Source organism: Methylobacterium sp. Gmos3 (assembly GCF_056430985.1).
In genome coordinates, this window is the sequence record NZ_JBWJYL010000012.1 from 72,691 (window position 1) to 91,178 (window position 18,488).

The 18,488-nt window shown below is 70.5% G+C and carries 14 protein-coding genes, 1 tRNA gene, 2 rRNA genes and 1 pseudogene; 6 read left to right on the plus strand and 12 right to left on the minus strand.

What is annotated here, in order from left to right; translation table 11 throughout:
* The first annotated feature begins 212 nt into the window (after positions 1-212).
* Positions 213-1,568, plus strand: a complete 1,356-nt coding sequence (locus ACS5Q7_RS22380) for an efflux RND transporter periplasmic adaptor subunit (protein WP_478341473.1) — start codon at positions 213-215, stop codon at positions 1,566-1,568.
* Positions 1,569-1,579: 11 nt separating this feature from the next.
* Complete coding sequence (locus tag ACS5Q7_RS22385) at positions 1,580-4,828, plus strand: efflux RND transporter permease subunit (protein ID WP_478341474.1); 3,249 nt, start codon at positions 1,580-1,582, stop codon at positions 4,826-4,828.
* A gap of 492 nt (positions 4,829-5,320) precedes the next feature.
* On the opposite strand, the pseudogene ACS5Q7_RS22390 reads toward ACS5Q7_RS22385, so the two are convergent.
* The 4 genes and pseudogenes from ACS5Q7_RS22390 to ACS5Q7_RS22405 all read right to left on the minus strand — a co-directional run.
* Positions 5,321-6,091 (minus strand): annotated as a pseudogene (locus ACS5Q7_RS22390) (ABC transporter substrate-binding protein); the annotation flags it as partial.
* 387 nt (positions 6,092-6,478) lie between these two features.
* On the minus strand, positions 6,479-6,979 hold the full coding sequence (locus ACS5Q7_RS22395; RefSeq protein WP_478341475.1) for a hypothetical protein: 501 nt from the start codon (positions 6,977-6,979) through the stop codon (positions 6,479-6,481).
* Positions 6,976-7,530 (minus strand): hypothetical protein, encoded by a 555-nt coding sequence (locus ACS5Q7_RS22400; protein WP_478341476.1) that lies wholly within the window; start codon positions 7,528-7,530, stop codon positions 6,976-6,978. The genes ACS5Q7_RS22395 and ACS5Q7_RS22400 overlap by 4 nt, the downstream gene beginning before the upstream one ends.
* Complete coding sequence (locus ACS5Q7_RS22405) at positions 7,527-8,612, minus strand: hypothetical protein (protein WP_478341477.1); 1,086 nt, start codon at positions 8,610-8,612, stop codon at positions 7,527-7,529. Before ACS5Q7_RS22405 ends, ACS5Q7_RS22400 begins: the two co-directional genes overlap by 4 nt.
* 187 nt (positions 8,613-8,799) lie before the next feature.
* Between ACS5Q7_RS22405 and ACS5Q7_RS22410 the strand changes: the two genes are divergently transcribed.
* Complete coding sequence (locus ACS5Q7_RS22410) at positions 8,800-10,530, plus strand: GspE/PulE family protein (protein ID WP_478341478.1); 1,731 nt, start codon at positions 8,800-8,802, stop codon at positions 10,528-10,530.
* Positions 10,530-11,744 carry a type II secretion system F family protein gene (locus ACS5Q7_RS22415; RefSeq protein WP_478341479.1) on the plus strand — a complete coding sequence of 405 codons (1,215 nt, stop codon included), beginning with the start codon at positions 10,530-10,532 and terminating at the stop codon, positions 11,742-11,744. The genes ACS5Q7_RS22410 and ACS5Q7_RS22415 overlap by 1 nt, the downstream gene beginning before the upstream one ends.
* Positions 11,745-11,887: 143 nt before the next feature.
* Here ACS5Q7_RS22415 and ACS5Q7_RS22420 read toward each other — a convergent pair whose 3' ends face one another.
* Together ACS5Q7_RS22420 and ACS5Q7_RS22425 are read right to left on the minus strand one after the other, a co-directional pair.
* Positions 11,888-12,337 carry a prepilin peptidase gene (locus ACS5Q7_RS22420; protein WP_478341480.1) on the minus strand — a complete coding sequence of 150 codons (450 nt, stop codon included), beginning with the start codon at positions 12,335-12,337 and terminating at the stop codon, positions 11,888-11,890.
* A 5-nt stretch (positions 12,338-12,342) separates the two neighbouring features.
* Entirely contained in the window at positions 12,343-13,113 is a 771-nt protein-coding gene (locus ACS5Q7_RS22425; RefSeq protein ID WP_478341481.1) for a hypothetical protein, read from the minus strand.
* Between the two features lie 196 nt (positions 13,114-13,309).
* On the opposite strand from ACS5Q7_RS22425, the gene gspG reads away from it, so the two are divergent.
* A complete protein-coding gene (gspG, locus tag ACS5Q7_RS22430; RefSeq protein ID WP_478341482.1) occupies positions 13,310-13,750 on the plus strand; it encodes a type II secretion system major pseudopilin GspG in 441 nt (146 codons plus the stop codon).
* Between the two features lie 109 nt (positions 13,751-13,859).
* On the opposite strand, the gene ACS5Q7_RS22435 is transcribed toward gspG, so the two are convergent.
* On the minus strand, positions 13,860-14,345 hold the full coding sequence (locus ACS5Q7_RS22435) for a hypothetical protein (protein ID WP_478341483.1): 486 nt from the start codon (positions 14,343-14,345) through the stop codon (positions 13,860-13,862).
* Positions 14,346-14,428: 83 nt separating this feature from the next.
* Positions 14,429-15,541 carry a replication protein RepA gene (locus ACS5Q7_RS22440; RefSeq protein WP_478341484.1) on the minus strand — a complete coding sequence of 371 codons (1,113 nt, stop codon included), beginning with the start codon at positions 15,539-15,541 and terminating at the stop codon, positions 14,429-14,431.
* A 616-nt stretch (positions 15,542-16,157) separates the two neighbouring features.
* On the opposite strand from ACS5Q7_RS22440, the gene ACS5Q7_RS22445 reads away from it, so the two are divergent.
* Positions 16,158-16,961 (plus strand): TrmH family RNA methyltransferase, encoded by an 804-nt coding sequence (locus ACS5Q7_RS22445; protein ID WP_478341485.1) that lies wholly within the window; start codon positions 16,158-16,160, stop codon positions 16,959-16,961.
* A 33-nt stretch (positions 16,962-16,994) separates the two neighbouring features.
* Here ACS5Q7_RS22445 and ACS5Q7_RS22450 read toward each other — a convergent pair whose 3' ends face one another.
* The 4 genes from ACS5Q7_RS22450 to ACS5Q7_RS22465 all read right to left on the minus strand — a co-directional run.
* Positions 16,995-17,888, minus strand: coding sequence for a polysaccharide deacetylase family protein (locus tag ACS5Q7_RS22450; RefSeq protein ID WP_478341486.1), 894 nt, complete (start codon positions 17,886-17,888; stop codon positions 16,995-16,997).
* A gap of 119 nt (positions 17,889-18,007) precedes the next feature.
* A tRNA-Met gene (locus tag ACS5Q7_RS22455) sits at positions 18,008-18,084 on the minus strand.
* A gap of 47 nt (positions 18,085-18,131) precedes the next feature.
* Positions 18,132-18,247: ribosomal RNA gene (gene rrf / locus ACS5Q7_RS22460) — 5S ribosomal RNA — on the minus strand.
* Positions 18,248-18,384: 137 nt separating this feature from the next.
* Positions 18,385-18,488, minus strand: a 23S ribosomal RNA gene (locus ACS5Q7_RS22465); the annotation flags it as partial.

Sequence of the window (18,488 nt, forward strand, 5' to 3'; positions counted from 1 at the left end):
GCCTGCGTCGCGTCCGAGCTACGCCGCAACCGTGGCAGCCATCCCGGCCGTCTTTCCCGACCGCCTACCACGGCCTCCACGCACCTGAGGTAACGCCGCGAAGGCGCGCGTCCTGATCTCGGAGCCCCGGCTTCGGGGCCGATCCCTCACGTCACCGTAACGGGACCATCCGCGACGTTCGACCGGCGCTGGGTCCCATCCGGACTGGTCTTATGCGCATCCTCTTCACCGCGGTCCTCGTGGCCGCCGGCATCCTCGTGGGCGCCGCCGTCCCCGGCGTATCCGCCTTGGTCCGGGGCCTCCTGACATCGGCCGGGCTGCAACCCGCGATCCTTGCCTTTGCTCCCGCCCCGCCAGCCGAGTGGAAGGCGACCCGGGGCGAGGCCGACCATGCCGAAGGCGACAGCCACGACCACGGGAAGCCGGCGGCTCAACCAGGCGGCGGCCATGCCCATGGCGAGCACTCCGAGGCCGAAGGCGAAGAAGGTCATGTCAAGATGACCGCTGAGCAGGTCGCCGGTCAGGACATCGAGGTCGCCGCCGTCGAGGGCGGGACGCTCGCCCGGCACATCCTCGTTCCCGGCACCATCACCCCCGACACGGACCGGATCGCCCGCGTCCCCGTCCGCGTCGTCGGCACGGTGTCCGAGATGCGCAAGCGCCTTGGCGACGCCGTCCAGAAGGACGAGGTCGTAGCCGTGCTCGACAGCCGGGAAGTCGCCGACGCCAAGAGCGAATACCTGACCGCCCTTGTCCAGGCCGAACTCCAGAAGGTCAACTTCGAGCGACAGCAGAAGCTGCTGGCGTCCGCCGCGGCGTCCCAGTCTGCCTTCGACAACGCCCGGGCGGCGTTCCAGGAAAACCAGCTGCGCGTCGACCTCGCCCGGCAGAAGCTCTCCGCACTCGGGCTGAACGCCACCGAGGTTCAGGCCGCGCAGAAGCGCGACGAGGCCACCCCGAACCAGTCGAGCCTGCGCCGCTATCCACTGCGGGCGCCGCTGGCCGGCCGCATCGTCGAGCGCAAGGTCGACATCGGCACCGCGGTCGGCAAGGAGGGCGATCCGGCCGACGTCTACACCGTGGCCGACCTGTCGACGGTCTGGATCGAGCTCTCGGTGCCCATTGTCGACCTCGACAAGGTGAGAGAGGGCGCCCGCGTCGTGGTTACCCCCAATCGGGAGGGCGGCGACCGCCACGAGGACGGCAGGGTCATCTTCGTCAGCCCTATCCTCAACCCGGACACCCGCTCGGCCCGTGTCATCGTCGCACTGCCGAACAAGGACATGACGTGGCGTCCCGGGACCTTCGTCACCGCCGAGGTCGAGATCGCGCAAGACACGGTGCGGGTGCGCGTTCCCAAGGCCGCCCTGCAGACCATCGAGGGCAGGCGCGTGGTCTTCGTGCGCACTGAGGAGGGCTTCGCAAAGCGCGAGGTCGACCTCGGGCGCTCGGATGACGATTCGCACGAGGTCATCGCCGGCTTGAAGCCCGGCGAGGAGATCGCGGTCGCCAATTCCTTCCTCCTCAAGGCTGAGCTCGGAAAGGGCGAAGCCGACCACGACCATTGAGGAAGCCGGACATGATCAGCCGCATCCTCGACGTCTCCGTGCACCAGCGCTGGCTGGTTCTGCTCCTGTCGCTCCTGGCCGCCGGTTTTGGGGGCTACGCCCTGACCAGGCTTCCCATCGACGCGGTGCCCGACATCACCAACAACCAAGTGCAAATCAATACGGTCGCGCCATCGCTCTCGCCTGACGACATCGAGAGGCAGGTCACCTACCCGGTCGAGACGGCAATCGCCGGCATCAAGGGTCTGGAATACACCCGCTCGCTCTCGCGCAACGGCTTCTCGCAGGTCACCGCGGTCTTCGCGGAACGGCTCGACATCTACTTCGCCCGCCAGCAGGTCGCCGAGCGGCTCTCCTTGGTGAAGGAGGATCTGCCCCCCGGGGTCGAGCCGCGTATGGGCCCGATCTCCACGGGGCTCGGCGAAATCTACATGTGGTCGGTGCATTACGCGAAGCCGGGAGAGCGTACGGTCTCGCCGGCAGGCAAGGCCGGTTGGCAGCCTGACGGCAGCTACCTGACCCCGGAGGGCCAGCGGCTCCGGACCGCGCTGGAGCAGACGGCCTACCTGCGCACGGTCCAGGACTGGATCATCCGGCCCCAGATCAAAACAGTGCCGGGCGTGGCCGGCGTCGACGTCATCGGCGGCTTCGAGAAGCAGTATCACGTCCAGCCCGACCCGATGAAGCTGACCGCCCTCGACCTGTCCTTCGCGGACGTTTCTCGGGCACTGCAGGCCAACAATGCCAACCAGGGCGCCCGCTACCTGGAGGACAACGGCGAGGGCTACATCGTCCGGGCGGCCGGCCGCCTGGAGAGCATGGACGAGATCGAGACCATCCTCGTCACCACCCGCGGGGGCATCCCGGTGCGCATCCGCGACATCGCCGAGGTTCGCATCGGGCGCGACCTGCGCACCGGCTCGGGCAGCCAGAACGGTCAGGAGGTGGTCGTCGGCACCGCGCTGATGCTGATCGGCGAGAACAGCCGCACGGTGGCCGCCGCCGTCGACGCGCGGATGGACCAGATCCGCAAGAGCCTGCCGCCGGGCGTCGAGGTGCAGACCCTCCTCGACCGGACCCGCCTCGTCGAGGCGACCGTCAAGACGGTGGCCAAGAACCTGTGCGAGGGCGCGGCCCTCGTCATCGTCATCCTGTTCCTGCTGCTCGGCAACATCCGGGCGGCCATCGTCACCGCGCTCGTCATCCCACTCGCCATGCTGATGACCATGACCGGAATGGTCGAAGCGAGGATCTCGGCGAACCTGATGAGCCTGGGCGCCCTCGATTTCGGGCTCATCGTCGACGGGGCGGTCATCATCACCGAGAACGCGCTCAGGCACCTCGCCCAGAAGCAGCACGAACTTGGGCGGACCCTCGACACCGAGGAGCGCCTCCGGACCGTCCGGGCCTCGGCCGAGGAGATGATCAAGCCTTCCCTGTACGGGCAGGCGATCATCGTCCTGGTCTACGTACCGCTCCTGACCTTCACTGACGTGGAGGGCAAGATGTTCGAACCGATGGCGCTGACCGTCATCATCGCGCTGGTCTCGGCCTTCGTGCTGTCGCTGACCTTCGTGCCGGCGCTCATCGCCATCGTCATCACCGGCAGGGTTACCGAGAAGGACAACCTCATCATCCGGGCGTTCAAGGCGGCCTACGGGCCGGTGCTCGGCGCCGCGGTGCGGGGTCCGTTCGCCTTCATCGGGGCGGCCCTGCTTCTGCTCGTCGGGGCGGGGCTCCTGTCCACCCGGCTCGGGACGGAGTTCATCCCCCAACTCGACGAGAAGAGCATCGCGCTCAACGCGACCCGCATCCCCTCGACCTCGCTGAGCCAGTCGCAGGCGATGCAGTTGAACGTCGAGAAGGCGGTCTCGCAGTTCCCCCAGGTCGCCTACGTCTTCTCGAAGACCGGCACGGCCGAGGTGGCCTCCGACCCAATGCCGCCGAACTCCTCCGACACCTTCGTCATGCTCAAGCCGCAGGACGAGTGGCCCGACCCGAGCTTGTCGAAGGCCGACCTGCAGGAGCAGATCGAGAAGGCGGTCGGGGCGCTCGCGGGCAACGTCTACGAGTTCTCGCAGCCGATCCAGCTGCGCTTCAACGAACTGCTCGCCGGCACCCGGGGGGACCTCGCGGTGAAGGTGTTCGGCGAGGAGTTCCCGCCCATGCTGAAGGCGGCCAACCGCGTCGCGGCGGTGCTGAAGGGCATAGACGGTGCCGGGGACGTCAAGGTCGAGCAGACGGCTGGGCTGCCGTTTCTGGAGATCAAGATCAACAAGATTGAGGCTGCACGCTACGGCCTGAGCATCGGGACCATCCAGGAGGTGATCGGCGCGGCCATCGGCGGCAAAGACGCCGGCGTCGTGTTCGAGGGCGACCGGCGCTTTCCCATCGTGGTGCGCCTTAACGACAAGGTGCGTGAGGACCGCGAGGCGCTGGAGAACATCCCGGTCCCATTGCCGCCTAGTCTCAACGGGCGGGCGAGTTCGGTTATGCTGAAGCAGGTGGCGAGCTTTTCTGTCACGGAGGGACCGAACCAGATCTCGCGTGAGAACGGTAAGCGGCGGGTCGTCGTCACCGCCAATATCCGCGGGCGGGACATCGGCTCGCTCGTCGCGGAAGCGCAGGCCAAGGTCGGGAACCAGGTCCAGCTACCTCCCGGCTACTACGTGACCTGGGGCGGCCAGTTCGAGAACCTCGCCTCGGCCAAGCAGCGGCTGATGGTCGTGGTGCCGGTGTGCTTCTTCCTGATCTTCTTGCTGCTGTACTCAGCCCTCGGGTCGCCGCGGGATGCCCTCCTGGTGTTCAGCGCTGTGCCGTTGGCGCTCACCGGCGGCATCGTGGCCCTGTGGCTGCGCGGCATGCCCGTCTCGGTGCCGGCGGCGGTCGGGTTCATCGCCCTCTCGGGCGTGGCGGTGCTGAACGGCCTCGTGATGCTGACCTTTATCAAGCAGCTCGTGGCGGAAGGCCGGCCGAAGCGGGAGGCAATCCTGGAAGGCGCCATGACCCGGCTACGGCCGGTGGCGATGACCGCGCTGGTCGCCTCGCTCGGCTTCGTGCCGATGGCCATCGCCACCGAGACCGGCGCCGAGATCCAGCGACCGCTTGCCACCGTGGTCATAGGCGGGCTGATCAGCGCAACGCTGCTGACCCTGGTCGTGCTGCCGGCCCTCTATGCCCGCTTCGGCAAAGTCGCGCCTGTGCAGACCGCGCCCCAGGTCCGGGAGCCAGAGCCGCGTCATCTCAAGCCAGCGGCGTAGATCCGCAGGGCCGCCGCATGTTCGCTCGTCTTGTCGCATGATGCGGCACATGCACCGCCATCACCGAATGTGAGCCGGTCGTGATCCCACGGGACCTCGACCCGGGCCGCTGCCCGTGGTCGCGCGGACATGACTCAAGCCGAGACCCGGGACCTATCGGTCCCGCGCGGTTCGTCCGTCTCCGGCGACACCGTAATCGGCGGCGGCACAACTGCCCGTGGCCTGCGGCGAGACGTGGGAGCCCGCCGTTCCCAGCGCGATGCGGGCCGAGGCCGTGCGGCTAAAGCGGTCGTATCGCGCCCGGCCCTGCGGGTCCGCATGCACGCGCTCGATCCAGCCGCGGCGCAGGAGCACCTCCCTGCACCGCCCGTCGAGCCGCAAACCCTCGATCCCGTCGTCGTCAGGGACCTTGAGCAGCACCGCCCGGTGCCGCTCGGTCAGCGCCCAGCGGAAAGGGGCCATCTCTCGGTCCGCCGCGGCGGGGTCTCGCCCCAGGGCCGCCAGGATGGCGTCGAGGCCGTCCGTCAGGACCGCCGGCCCCGGTTGCAGGATGAGCGGCGATTTGATCTCGACGATGCGGTTCGCCCGCACGGCGGGCACGGCGTCCCAGCCTAGTCGGGCCGCGATGCGGGCCGGAACGACTTTCTTCCCGCACCAAGAGGCGAGGATTACCTCGGGCGCCGCGGCGACTACCGCCTCGGGCACGACGATGCGGTCCTTCGCTGCGGCCTTGGCCGCTAGGTCCGGAAAGACGTCGTCGCCCCCGGCGATTCGGATGAGCTCCGAAACCCAGCCGATACCGGAGATCAGAGGCTCGTCCCATTCCTCGAAGTACACCCGGGGGCGCCGCCGTCCCCGTGCCCCCGCCGCAACCCGTGCCAGCCGCTCCTCGTAACCGCGTGCCAGAGCTTCCGCCCGATCGACCGCACCGACAAGGGCGCCGACCGTTCGGATCATGGCCAGGATGCCCGCGACGTCACGGTGGTTGAAGGCGTGCACGGCGACACCGGCTCGGACGAGGTCCGCCACGATGTCCGCCTGCAAGTCCGAGAAGGCGAGCACGAGGTCGGGTTTAAGCGACAGGACCTTTGGGATGTCGGCGCTGGTGAAGGCCGAGACACGCGGCTTCTCCTTACGGACCCGCGGCGGGCGCACCGCGTAGCCCGAGACACCGACGATCCGGTTCTCCGCGCCGAGGAGATACAGGGTTTCCACTGTCTCCTCAGTGAGGCAGACGATCCGCTCGGGCGGAAATCGACGCATTACTCTCCCCCGGCCGCTGGGGCAGGTCAGCCTAGCTCAAGCTTCGAAAAGGCCTTGTACCAGGTGTGATCGCTCTTCCCATCAAACCCAAACAGCCCAACCTCGTAGGTGTGCTGGATTGGGCGTCTCACCGCCATAGCAACAGTGGAACATACGTCCGCTTTCCGGGAGCCATACGGCCCTGCATGAAAGACTGCGTTGGGTCGAGACCAGCCGCTGGGAAGGTCGAGCTGATCGCGTTCGGACCCCAGGGCGTCTTCTGGAAAACGGACTCCGCGCGGTCGCTTCGATCCGACCCGCTCGCCGTCCGCCCCACCGCCGTCATTGAGAGCGGAGCGAAGCAATCCAGGCGGCGCCGCACCCCCTCGCCGTCATCGCGAAAACCCTTCAGCGCCTCAGGGCGGCCGGGGCATCCTCGAAGGGGGCCGGGCGCAGGGTCGCCGGGTGGCCCAGGAACTCGGCCTCGTAGCTGCGCCCACGCTGGAGCACCGAGACGCGGTCCGGCCCGATCTCCACGACGCGCCAGTCGCCCCTGCCCTCGCCCGCCGCAAGCCAGCTCTGGGCGCCGCTGCCGTCGTCGATGAAGGCGCTCGCCTGCCCGCCGTCGAGGCGGAGGCCGCGCAGGACCAGGACCGGCACCGCCGGATCCGGCCGCAGGATCAGGTCGCGGCTGCCCTGCGCCGTCCAGGGGCGGCGCTCGGGGTCGAAGAGCGGGCGGCGCACCGCCGAACCCTCGGCCGGGGCGGCGGCGATGGACGCCGCCCGCGCTACGGCCGGGATCTCCTCCGCCGGCATCGCGACGGCGGCCAGCGCCGCGAGACCGGCCAGGCCGAAGGCGCAGCGCGCGCCCCAGCCGCTCGCGGCGAGCATCCGGGTGAGGGACGTCACGGTGTCCTCCGGGGCGAAGGGGCGGGCGAGGAGGCGGGCGAGGGGGCGGGCGGCGCGACCACACCCCGCGTCACGAGGGTGAGGCGCATGAGCGTCGGGCGGCCGATCTCCGCGTCGGCCGGGCGCTCGACGCCGAGGTCGGCCTCCTCCAGGGCGACGAGGGGCGCGCCGGTCTCCAGGGCGTGAACCAGCCCGTGCAGGCCCTCGGCCGTGCCGCGCAGCATCCCGCGCAGGCGCGGCAGGTCCGGGCGGGCGGGATCGGGATCGAGGGTCGCCGCATCGATCACTACCGCCCGGTCCGCCGCCAGGGCGTCGAGCCGGGCGCGGAAGGCGGCGAGGAGCGCATCCCCGTTCGCCGCGACCAGCGGCGGGACGGATTCCGGCCGGGCGGCGCGCTCCCGCGCCCGGTCCAGGCGGTCACGGGCGGTCTCGATGGCGGACGAGGCGTCGAGGGAGGACGAGACCGCCCCCGCCCCGAGGGCGAGGAGCAGCCCGCATCCGACGAGCCGCACCAGCAGCGGCCGCAGGGCGAGGTCCGGCAGAAGCGTCACGGGCGGCCTCCTCCGGCGGCGCGGGGCAGGTGCAGGGTGAGGCGCCGCGTGCCCCCCGGCTCGTCCACCGCCCCCTGGAGGACCGGCGGCCCGAAACCCGGCACCCGGCCGAGGGCGGCGAGCGCGCCCGCCTCGTCCCGCACCGAGAGGGTGAGGAGCGCCCCCGTCCCGTCGCAATGGAGGCTCACCGCCGAGGCGCCCTCCGGCAGGGCGGCGGCCAGGGCATCCCAGGTCCGGGCCAGCGGCGGGGCGCGATTCGCGAGGATGGTCGAGAGACCCGCCTGGACCGGCGGCGCCACGCCCACGATGGCGTGCCGGGCGGCGGCGAAGCCCTCGTCGAGGGCGGTGAGCGTCGCGTCCTGATGCGCCCGCCAGCCCCAGAAGGCCACCGCGAGCAGCAGCCCTGCCCCGAGCCACAGGGCGAGGTCGCCCTTGCCCGCGCCGCCGAGCAGGGCCGGCAGGGCCCGGTGCCCGTGACTCAGGAGATCGACCGGCAGGGTCTGGTCCTCGGCGCGGCCCACCGCCACCGGCCCGACCGGCAACCCGGCCGCGGCGAGGGCGTCGAGCACCGGATCGAGCCGCGCCCGCTTGACCACCACGTGCCGCACCCGCAGGGCGCGCGCGGCGATGTCCTCGCCTTCCACGAACCAGTCGCTGTAGACGCTCGTCGCCCGGAACGGCGTGGCGGCCTCCAATTCCTCCGCCAGCAGCGCGCGCATCCGCGGCAGGGCGGCGCTCGGCACGTCGAGGCAGCGGATGAAGCAGGCGGCGGGGTCGAGGAGCACCTTGGCCCGCATGCCCCCGCGCCCGCCGGCCACCGCCGCGATGCGCTCGGACAGGTCCGCCGCCCCGGCCTCGAACCGGTAGGTCCGTGCCTCGCCCTCGCGGCGGTCGATCACCGTCACCGCCTCGTCCCCCGGCGCGCCGAGGCGCACGGTGAGGGCGGTGGGCAGGCGGTCGGCCCGGGGCTCGGAGAAGCCCGACAGGTGCACCGCCGCATCGAGGAATGGCCGCAGCCGCGCCGCCTGGGCTCCGGCCAGCCAGTGGCGGAACGCGGACGGAACGGCGGATGGGGCGCTCACGGTCAGGCTCCGGTTCATCGCATGAGCCTTCGTTAAGCCTCCGGTATTGCTAACCGCTTAAGGTTGTAGTGACGAAACCTGATTCCACCGCGTGGGGATCGCCGCGAGATCCGAGAGTTGAGGGCCCCATCGCATTCCGCAACGATCTCTCCGGCGGCCGGGGACACGACGACAGGACGACCGGGCGATGCTGAACATCTGGGCCGCCAAGAGCCGCCCGCTGCGGGCGGTGCCCGACCGGCGCGGCGACCGGCGCGGGGCCCGCGACGCGGCGCGCGACTTCATCGCCTTCCTCGCTGAGCGGGAGGCGCTGGACGCGGCCGGGCACGAGCGGGCGCTGGCCGCCCTCGACCTGCCGGGCCGGCGCGCCCTGCCCGTCCTGCTGGTGGAGCTCGGGCTGATCCACGAGGCGACCCTCGTCACCGCCCTTTCGGAGGCGACGGGCCTGTCCATCCTCGACCCCGAGGAGATCCCGCCCGCCCCCGTCCTGCCCGAGGCGATCGGCGGCGAGTACTGCGCCCGCGCCCGCATCCTGCCCGTCGCCGCCGGGCCGGACGGGCTCACCGTGGCCGTGGTCGATCCCTTCGACCCCGAGACCGTGCCGGCGCTGGAACACCTCGCCGACCGGCCGGTGGAACGGCGCCTCCTCGGCCCCGGCGGGTTCGAGCGGGCGCACCGGGCCGTCTACGGCGATGCCGCGCCGGAGGAGGACGGCGCCGTCGATGACGACCTCGCCCGCCTGCAGGACGTGGCGAGCCAGGCGCCCATCGTGCGGCTGGCCGCCCGCCTCGTGCGCAAGGCCTTCGAACTCTCGGCCTCGGACATCCACCTGGAGGCCGAGGAGGCCGACATGCGGGTGCGCTACCGGGTCGATGGCGTGCTCATCGAATCCGAGCGGCTCGCGAAATCGGTGCAGCTCGCGCTGACCACCCGCATCAAGATCCAGGCCGGGCTCAACATCGCCGAGCGGCGCCTGCCCCAGGACGGGCGCATGAAGGCCCCCGACCGGGGCCAGGAGGTCGATATCCGCGTCTCGACGCTGCCCACCGCCCATGGGGAGAGCGTGGTGCTGCGCGTGCTCGACGGCTCCCGCCGGGTGGAGGATTTCTCCGATCTCGGCTTCGACGCCCCGGCCATCGCGCGGATCGAGGCCATGACGAACCGGCCGAACGGCCTCGTCCTCGTCACCGGCCCCACCGGCTCGGGCAAGACCACCACCCTCTACGCGGCGCTCAAGCGCCTCAACGGGCCGCATCTCAAGGTCGTCACCGTCGAGGACCCGGTGGAATACCGGATGGCCGGGGTGAACCAAGTGCAGGCCCATCCCGGCATCGGCCTCGACTTCGCCGCCGCGCTCCGCTCCATCCTGCGCCAGGACCCGGACGTGGTCATGGTCGGCGAGATCCGCGACGGCGAGACCGCGCGGATCGCCGTGCAGGCCTCGCTGACCGGCCACCTCGTGGTCTCGACGCTGCACACCAACTCGGCCGCCGCCGCCGTGACCCGGCTGATGGACATGGGCGTCGAGCCCTATCTCATCGCCGCGACGCTCAACGGTGTCGTCGCCCAGCGCCTCGTGCGCCGCCTCTGCGACGACTGCGCCGAGACCGTGCCCGGCACCGCGCGGGACCGGATCGCGCTGGGCCTGCCCCCCGGCAGCCCCCTGACCCTGCGCCGCCCCTGCGGCTGCCCCGCCTGCAACGGCACCGGCTACCGGGGCCGGATGGTCGTGTCCGAGGTGATGCTCCTCGACGGGGCGTTGCGCGGGATGATCGCGGAGCGCGCCGGGGAGCAGGCCATCGCCGACCGTGCCCGGGCCGGCGGCATGACCTCCCTCTCCCAGAGCGGGCGGGCGCTGGCGATGGCCGGCCGCACCAGCCTCGACGAGGTCGGCCGCGTCCTCGAGGGGATCGCCTGATGGGCCATTTCGCCTACAGGGCCTACGCCGCCGACGGGCGCACCCGCGCCGGCAAGGTCGAGGCCGAGACCCGCCAGCGGGCCGTGGCGCTCTTGCAGGGCGAGGGGCTGCGGGTGTTCGCCATCGAGCCCGCCGCCGCCGGGCCGGACGCCTTCTGGAAGCGCGACCTGTTCGGCCGCGACCGGGTGAACGACACCGCCCGCGTCGCCTTCCTGCGGGAATTCGGCACCCTGCTCGGCGCGGGCCTCACCGTCGACTGGGCGCTCCGCCTCACCGAGCGGCAGGCCTCCAAGGCCCTGCGCCCCATCCTCACCGATCTGCTGGAGCGGGTGGTCGGCGGCGCCTCCCTGTCGCGGGCCATGGGCGCGCATCCGCAGGCCTTCCCGCAGGACATGGTCGACATCATCCGGGCGGGGGAGGCCACCGGCACCCTCACCGACGTCATCGCCTCGCTCACCGCCTCCATCGCCCGCCGCGACGCGGTGCGCCGCCACCTCGCCTCCGCGATGATCTATCCCGGCCTGCTGGTGCTGATGGCGATCGGGACGGTCGCGATGATCGTCGGCGTGCTGGTGCCGGCGCTTGCCCCGATGTTCGAGGGCAGCGGGCAGGCCCCGCCCTTCGCCATCCGCGCGGCCGGGGCGCTGGGGGATTTCGTCTCCGCGTGGTGGCCCGTGCTCCTCGGCGGCCTCGCCGCCGCCCTCGCCCTGCTGGCGCGGAGCTGGCGCCGGCCCGGCTTCGCCGCCGCCCGCTCGGCCCTGGCCCTGCGCCTGCCCCTGGTGCGGGACGTGGTGATCGGCATCGAACTCGGGCGGATCTGCCGGGTGCTGGCCACCCTCCTGCAGGCGCAGGTGCCGGTGCCCGACGCCGTGGCCGCCACCAAACCGCTCGCCGGCAACCGCGTCTTCCGCCTCGCCCTCGACGAGGCCGGGCAGCGCCTCGTGGAGGGCGGCAGCCTCGCCTCCGGCCTCGGACGCCTGCGCCCCTACGCCCCCTCCACCCTGAACCTCATCGCCAGCGGCGAGCAGGTGAACCGTCTGGGCAGCGTGCTCGGCCACGCCGCCGAGATGCACGAGACCCAGACCCGCCAGCGCATCGACGGGATGCTCGCCCTGTTCACCCCCCTCGTCACCGTCGCCATCGGCGGGTTGATCGGCGGGCTGATCGTGTCGGTGATGGGGGCGATCCTGAGCGTCGGGCAGTTGGCGCAGTAGGAGCGAATAGGGAGTAGCGAATAGCGAATAGCGAATAGGGAGTAGATGGGGCGGTGAAGCGGTGAAGCGCGGTGCGGGCCGCCTCAGTTCAAGCCTCTATTCGCTATTCGCTACTCCCTATTCGCTATCCCCCCTATTCGCTCTTACGCCAAAGGCGTGAGCACCAGGGCGGCGTGCAGGCCCAGAGCGAGGAACGGGCCGAAGGGCAGGCGCGTCCTCGCATCGAGGCGGGCGAGCACCACAACGAGAAGCGCCGACAGGCTCGCCACCAGGAGGACGATGGGGAGACCGGCGAGGCCCGTCCAGGCCGTGGCGGCGGCGAGGAACTTCACGTCCCCGAACCCCAGCCCGATCCGGCCGCGCAGGCGGGCATGGAGCGCCCTCACCCCCCAGAACAGGCCGAAGGCGACCGCCACCTCCCCGGCGCGCAGGAGTACGGAATCCGGATCCTGCCAGGCCGCGAGAGCGAGCCCGCCGACGAGCAGCGCGAGGTTCAACCCGTTCGGGATGATCCGCCGCCGCCAGTCGATCCAGGCGATCGGCAGAGTGAACGGGAGGGGCGCGAGGGCGATGAGGAGGTCGGCGGGGGGCACGGGCCTCAGGCCCGGGCCGGGCCGACCCGCACGAACTGGCTCGCCGGGATGCGCGCGGGGCGGGACGTGGCCGCCTTGCCCCGGCGCAGGGCGCTCCATTCGCGCAGGTGCAGCCACAGCGTGTAGGCGCCGATGGAGCCCGCCGCGACGCCCGTGAGCCACAGGCCGATCAGCGTCCCATAGGCGACGGTGCCGTTCAGTTCGCGCATCAGCCCCAAGGCGAAGGCGGTGTACCACGACACCCCCGAGACCGCGCCGGAGACGAGGAAGATGCCCGTGCGCGCCCCCGAGATGCCGTCGAGCATCGGGCGGCTGACATCGCGCAGGATGCCGGGCAGGATCGCGCTGTGGATGACAAGCCCGTTCAAGGTGAGCACCACCACCACGGTGATCTTGGCCCAGAGCTTCGGGTTCTGGAACTTCTCCGGCGATTCCGCCGCGTAGACCGCGAGGAAGCCGAGCCCCGACAGCCACAGCAGCACGATGCCCACCGTGCAGACCTTGCTGACGAACAGGAAGATCCGCGCAATCTCCGGCGGCAGCCCGCCCCAGCGCATCCAGCGCAGGATCCAGAAATCGAGCATCGTCGCCCCGCCGAGGCCGAAGCACAGGCCGACGAGATGCAACGCCACCAAGAGGGTGAGCACCCGCACCGGCGGCAGCGGACCCGGCAGGGCGAGGGTCAGCGGTTCCGCCAGCGCCGGGGTCACGGCCAGGAGGCCGAGCATCAGGCCGGCGCCGATGGGAAGAACAAGGCTCGCGCGCAAACCGTTCATCGTCTCTGGCGGCCCTTTCGGGCCCGTCCCTCCGGGAGTGCGACGGTTTTGTCGCAGGCCGCCGTTAACAAAGTTGAAAACCGGCGGTGGGTCCTGGCGCGAAAACCACCCATGAAACGGGGTCTTGCCAGCGAAATCTTTAGAAAGCCCCGCGATCATGCCGACCTATAGACGTCGTGATTATCGGAGCCGGGAGATGAACGGGACCAAGAGCCGCGCCGAGGCCGAGGAGGCCGGGGAGGCGGGCTTCTCGCTGGTGGAACTGCTGGTGGTGCTGGCGATCATCGGCATGATCGCGACCATGGTGACGCCGCAGGTGCTGGGCTATCTCGGCCGCGCCAAGGGCGAGACGGCGCGCATCCAGGTCAAGAACATCGCGCAGGCGGTGGAGCTGTATTACCTCGACCTCGGCGGCTATCCGAGTTCCGACCAGGGCCTTCAGGCGCTGGTGCAGCCGACCGGCCCCGGCTGGCGCGGCCCCTATGTGCGCGATGCGCGCGGCCTGGTGGACCCGTGGGGCCACCCCTACCTCTACCGCTCGCCGGGCATGGCCGGCTCGCCCTACGAGGTCTACTCCCTGGGCAGCGACGGCAAGGTCGGCGGTTCGGGCGAGAGCGCGGACGTCGCCAGCAACTGACGGGGTTTCCAAAGGGCGAGCCCTTTGGCGGGTGCAGGGCGGAGCCCTGCGAGGACCCAGGGGCTTAGCCCCTGGACCCCACCAAATGACGGGGTCCTTTGGGATCCCGTTACTCCTGCGCGAGGCCGTACACCGCATCCCCATACCGCCGCAGCGGCCCGCCCTCGCCCGAGCGCTTCCACAGCCGGGTGTTGAGCGCCGCCACCGGATCGCGACCCGGAATGGCGAAACCCCGCGCGATCAGCGCATCGTGGATCTCCCGTGCATGGAGGGGCCGCCCGGCCTCGTCGAGGACGGCGCAGGCCGCCTCGACGAGGGCGCGGCCGTAGCGGCGGGCGCCGGTCGGATCCTCGGCGAAGGCCACCGGCTCGGGCGCGGCGGCCCGGCGAGGGCGGGGCGCCGGAGCGGGGGCCTCCCTCTCCTCCACGGGCTCCGGGGCAGGCCCGGGCGTGGGCGCCGACCGGGAGATCCCGGCATTCAGCCGCCGGCCGAGTTCGAGGTAGAGGACGAGGTCGGCGATCTCGCGATCGAGGGCTTCGCGCTGCCGCCGCAGCTCCGCCAGCCGCTCTTCCGCCTCGTGTTCCGAGAGGCCCATTCCGTTCCCACCGCGTCAATTCCCTTCATGGAATAAGGGAATACTGCGGTCCGGCGCAATGGAATAATTGGCGTTCCCGGCCGTTATTCCATATCTTCCGTATGTTTCCCTGCGATCTTCCGTTTCATTCCCTTCCGGGGGGGAACGAGCAGGGCGGTCTCATCGGCGGGGGAGAGAACGAGCCCGTTCTCATCGAGGCTCGCCGGCAGCTTCGGGAACACCTCCTGCAGGTGGGCGAGATCGGCCTTGAACCCCTGCCGGAAGCTGCGGATCGAGGCGTTTTCGGCCCCGAACTGCTGGTGCAGGTTGCTCCAGGTCAGCCGCAGGGGCCTCGGCAGGGCCCGCAGGCGGTAGCCGAGCCAGAACAGCAGATCGAGCTTGCGCGCCGAACCGGAGAAGGCCTTCGCCGCCCGCATGTCGACGGGCAGGGCGTGGCGGATCAGGGTCTCGTAGAATTCCTGGTCGAAGCGCACGATGCGCCCGCCATCCTGCACCTCGTCTCCCTCCCCCGCGCGGGAGCGCCACAGCTCGAGGCTGCGGAACGGCGGCACGTTGAGGGTCGTGGCGCTGTCGCGCCCATCCCACAGGCCGATCTGCATGGTGCAGGCGGCGAGCCGGTTCAATTGCTCCTTGAACTGGCGGATCGTGCCGCGCTCGCCCCCGGTCACGGCAAAGCCCATCTCGCGCATGAAGCCCGAGAGGGTGTCGGCCACCTGCACCACGGCGCTGCGCTGGCGCACCGCCTCCGTGCAGAGGTGCAGGAGCATCAGGCGCGCCTTGGGCCCGTAGGGCAGGCCCTGGGGCTCGAAGGCGCCCGTCGCCGGGTCCTTGAGCCGCCCGGCGATGAGGTTCAGCGAGTTGCGCCCGTAGGTGCGGGAGAATTCCCGCAATGCCCCCGGATCGCGATAGGGCAGGCCGCACAGGGCGAGAACGGAATGGATGTGCTGGAGGTTCTCCGGCAGGGCGGGCTCGTTCTCGATGACGAGGCGCACCGCGTCCCGCCGCCGCTGGTCCCGCGACAGCTCGGCCCGGCGCGCTTCCTCCTCACCCTGGAGCGCGCGCGCGGCATCCCGCTCCCGCTGCCGGTGGTGCAGGTGGGCGACGATCTGCGCGAACAGGAAGCCGCCCCTGGCCGCTTCGAGTTCGGCCAGGAGGTCGGGATCGCGGATCTCCGCGACCATTGCCTCGATCCCCATCACGTCCCGTGCTCGAGCCCCGGTCCGCGCCGGACGGACCACCCACAGGACATGGCACGATTCGCGGGCGCGTGGCGTGAACGGAACGGACTTGTCCCGGCTATCCACGCTTCACGGGGCGGGCAGGCGCGAACCTTCCGAACCCCACGCAGAATTCGATACGCCCGATTGTCCCCGGACTTCACACCCTTCCCTGCCAATCGACGCCGAATTGCATACGCGGCCACGCAGAATCCCATGCGCGAGAGGTTCGGCCGCGCGCAGAATCCCATACGCCACCGCGCAGAGTCGCATACGCATCCACGCAGAGTCGGATACCGGAATGGGCCTCAACCCTTTGAGCGGGCAGTTCAATCGGCGCGGGCATATAACCTGCTGAACAGACTCTCTGATAAAACGTCTTTGATATATTTCCTAATGCGCGTGAGGATCGTTCGCCAAACCGGACGGAAGGGTTGGAAGGAATGACAATGGTTTTCCAGGGAATAACCCCGCTTCATCCACAAGCCGGCGGCTCGTGAGGACGGAATGCAGCTTCGACTTGACGAAACCCGGGGCGAAGGCTTCACCCAAGGCTCATTCCTCCAGGCATGGTTCGAAGGAGCCCGCCCTCCCCGTGGCGCCACCCGACACCCGCAAACCCGGACGGCCCTTCCGGCCCCGTCATCACAGCCGCCCGGCCCATCCCGGCGATCCCCCGCCCCGGCCCGCCGGCGACGATGCGATCGTTCTCTACGGCTGGCATCCGGTCTGCGAGGCGCTGGCCAACGAAAAGCGCGGCCTGCGCCGCCTCCTCGCGAGCGAGAACGCCATCCTCCGGTTGCAGGAGGCCTTCGGCGAGGCCCTGCGCATCGCGCCGGAGCTCGTGCGCCCGGCCGAGATCGGGCGGCTGCTCGGGGCCGATGCCGTGCATCAGGGGCTCTATCTGGAGGCGGATCCCCTCCCCGCCCCCGCCCTCGACGCGATGCCGGAGGACGCGCTGCTGCTCGCCCTCGACCAGATCACCGATCCGCACAATGTCGGCGCCATCGTCCGCACCGCCGCCGCCTTCGGCGTTACGGGCATCGTGACCACCGTGCGCCATGCGCCCGGCGCGACGGGCGTGCTCGCGAAATCCGCCTCCGGCGGGCTGGAGCACGTGCCGTTCATCACCGTCCGCAATCTCGCGGAGGCGCTGATCACCCTCGGCGAGCGGGGGTTCACCCGGATCGGGCTCGATTCCGATGCCGAGGTTGAGCTGGGAGCACTCAACGCGCCGCGGCCCCTCGTCATCGTGCTGGGGGCCGAGGGGAAGGGCTTGCGGGAGCGCACGCGCAGTTGCTGCGATACCCTCGCGCGGATCCCGTTCTCGGGGGCGATCCGAAGCTTGAACGTGTCGAACGCGGCGGCGATCACCCTGTACGCGTTGGGGCGCAAGTAGTCGGGGCGCCGCCCCGACACCCCGCCAAAGGGCTTAGCCCTTTGGGATTCCCGGATGGGCTGCGATGGCGCCGGCCGTCGTGAGCCAGATCTTGTCGCGGTGGGACGCGATGTGGGCGAGCGCCCGGCGCAGCGGAGCCAGGCGGTGGGGCTGGCCGGTGATGTAGGGGTGGAGGGCGATGCCCATCACCAGCGGCGCCGAGGCGGATTGCGCCAGCATCTCCTCGAACCCGTCGAGGATCGCCTGCGCGAACTCCCGCCCGGTCTCCTTGCGCGCGACGATGGCCGGGATGTCGTTCAATTCCTGCGGGTAGGGGATCGCCAGGATCGGATGACTGCGCGTGGCGAACCAGGTCGGCTGGTCGTCGTGGCACCAGTCGAGGAGGTAGCGGTAGCCGGCCTCGGCCAGGAGGTCCGGCGTGACATGCGATTGCGAGATCCACGGGCCGAGCCAGCCCTGCGGCGCCCTGCCCTCCTCGCGGGTCAGCACCTCCGTCGCCTCCGCGATCAGCGCCCGCTCGGCTGCTTCGTCGAGAACGCCCTGCCGCTCGGCGTTGCTGCGGCCATGGGCGACAATCTCGTCGCCCCGCGCCCGGAACGCCTCGATCAGGCCGGGACAATCCCGGTAGAGGCGGCTGTTCGCCAGCACGCTGACGGGCATATGCAGCGCGTCGAACAGGTCGCGCATCCGCCACGCCCCGATCCGGTTTCCCCAATCGCGCCACGCGTAGTTGAGCACGTCCGGCTGCGGCCCGCCCGGCGCCAATTCCGCCCCGAGCCCCGCCCCAAAGTCGAAGGTCTCGAGGTTCAAGGCGACATAGACCGCGAGCCGCCTGCCTCCAGGCCAGTCATAGACCGGCCGGTCCGGCAGGGCGCTGTAGGGGTATCGTCCGTGAAAGGGAAAGCTCATGCCGGGGAGATAGGTCATCCCCGATGGGGTTTCCAAAGGGCTGTGCCCTTTGGCGGGTGCAGGGCGGCGCCCTGCAATGGCGTCCGAACACGAAAAACCCGCCGCGTCTTTCGACGGGCGGGTTGTTCGTGTGTGTTTGGTTGCGGGGGTTGGATTTGAACCAACGACCTTCAGGTTATGAGCCTGACGAGCTACCGGACTGCTCCACCCCGCGCCAAGCGGTGTCGTGAGAGGGAATGTTTTTGCACGTGCGTTGTGCGGGTCTGGCGGCGACCGACTCTCCCGTGCCTTGAGGCACAGTACCATGGGCGCTGGCGTGTTTAACGGCCGAGTTCGAGATGGGATCGGGTTCTGGGCACGCCGCTCGAGCCACCAGACCGGCGCAACGCAAGGGCAGACGGCGGAGCCGTCTGCGGGTGTTCGGCAAGCATATTGTCTTTTTGCGACCGGACCGCTGTGTCTGGCTCCGCCAGCCTTGCGGCTGCCGAACCAGATGCGGACACGGATCACGGGGGCGATCAAGTCGATCGGGCGATTAGTACCGGTCGGCTCAACGCGTCACCGCGCTTGCACCCCCGGCCTATCGACGTGGTCGTCTTCCACGGCCCTCAAGGGAGG

Bases quoted from the DNA above. Each gene is read 5' to 3' on its own strand.
- ACS5Q7_RS22450 (WP_478341486.1), bottom strand. From the start codon at position 17,888: ATGACCTATCTCCCCGGCATGAGCTTTCCCTTTCACGGACGATACCCC.
- ACS5Q7_RS22380 (WP_478341473.1), top strand. From the start codon at position 213: ATGCGCATCCTCTTCACCGCGGTCCTCGTGGCCGCCGGCATCCTCGTG.
- ACS5Q7_RS22440 (WP_478341484.1), bottom strand. From the start codon at position 15,541: ATGGGGATCGAGGCAATGGTCGCGGAGATCCGCGATCCCGACCTCCTG.
- ACS5Q7_RS22415 (WP_478341479.1), top strand. From the start codon at position 10,530: ATGGGCCATTTCGCCTACAGGGCCTACGCCGCCGACGGGCGCACCCGC.
- gspG (WP_478341482.1), top strand. From the start codon at position 13,310: ATGAACGGGACCAAGAGCCGCGCCGAGGCCGAGGAGGCCGGGGAGGCG.
- ACS5Q7_RS22410 (WP_478341478.1), top strand. From the start codon at position 8,800: ATGCTGAACATCTGGGCCGCCAAGAGCCGCCCGCTGCGGGCGGTGCCC.
- ACS5Q7_RS22385 (WP_478341474.1), top strand. From the start codon at position 1,580: ATGATCAGCCGCATCCTCGACGTCTCCGTGCACCAGCGCTGGCTGGTT.
- ACS5Q7_RS22435 (WP_478341483.1), bottom strand. From the start codon at position 14,345: ATGGGCCTCTCGGAACACGAGGCGGAAGAGCGGCTGGCGGAGCTGCGG.
- ACS5Q7_RS22425 (WP_478341481.1), bottom strand. From the start codon at position 13,113: ATGAACGGTTTGCGCGCGAGCCTTGTTCTTCCCATCGGCGCCGGCCTG.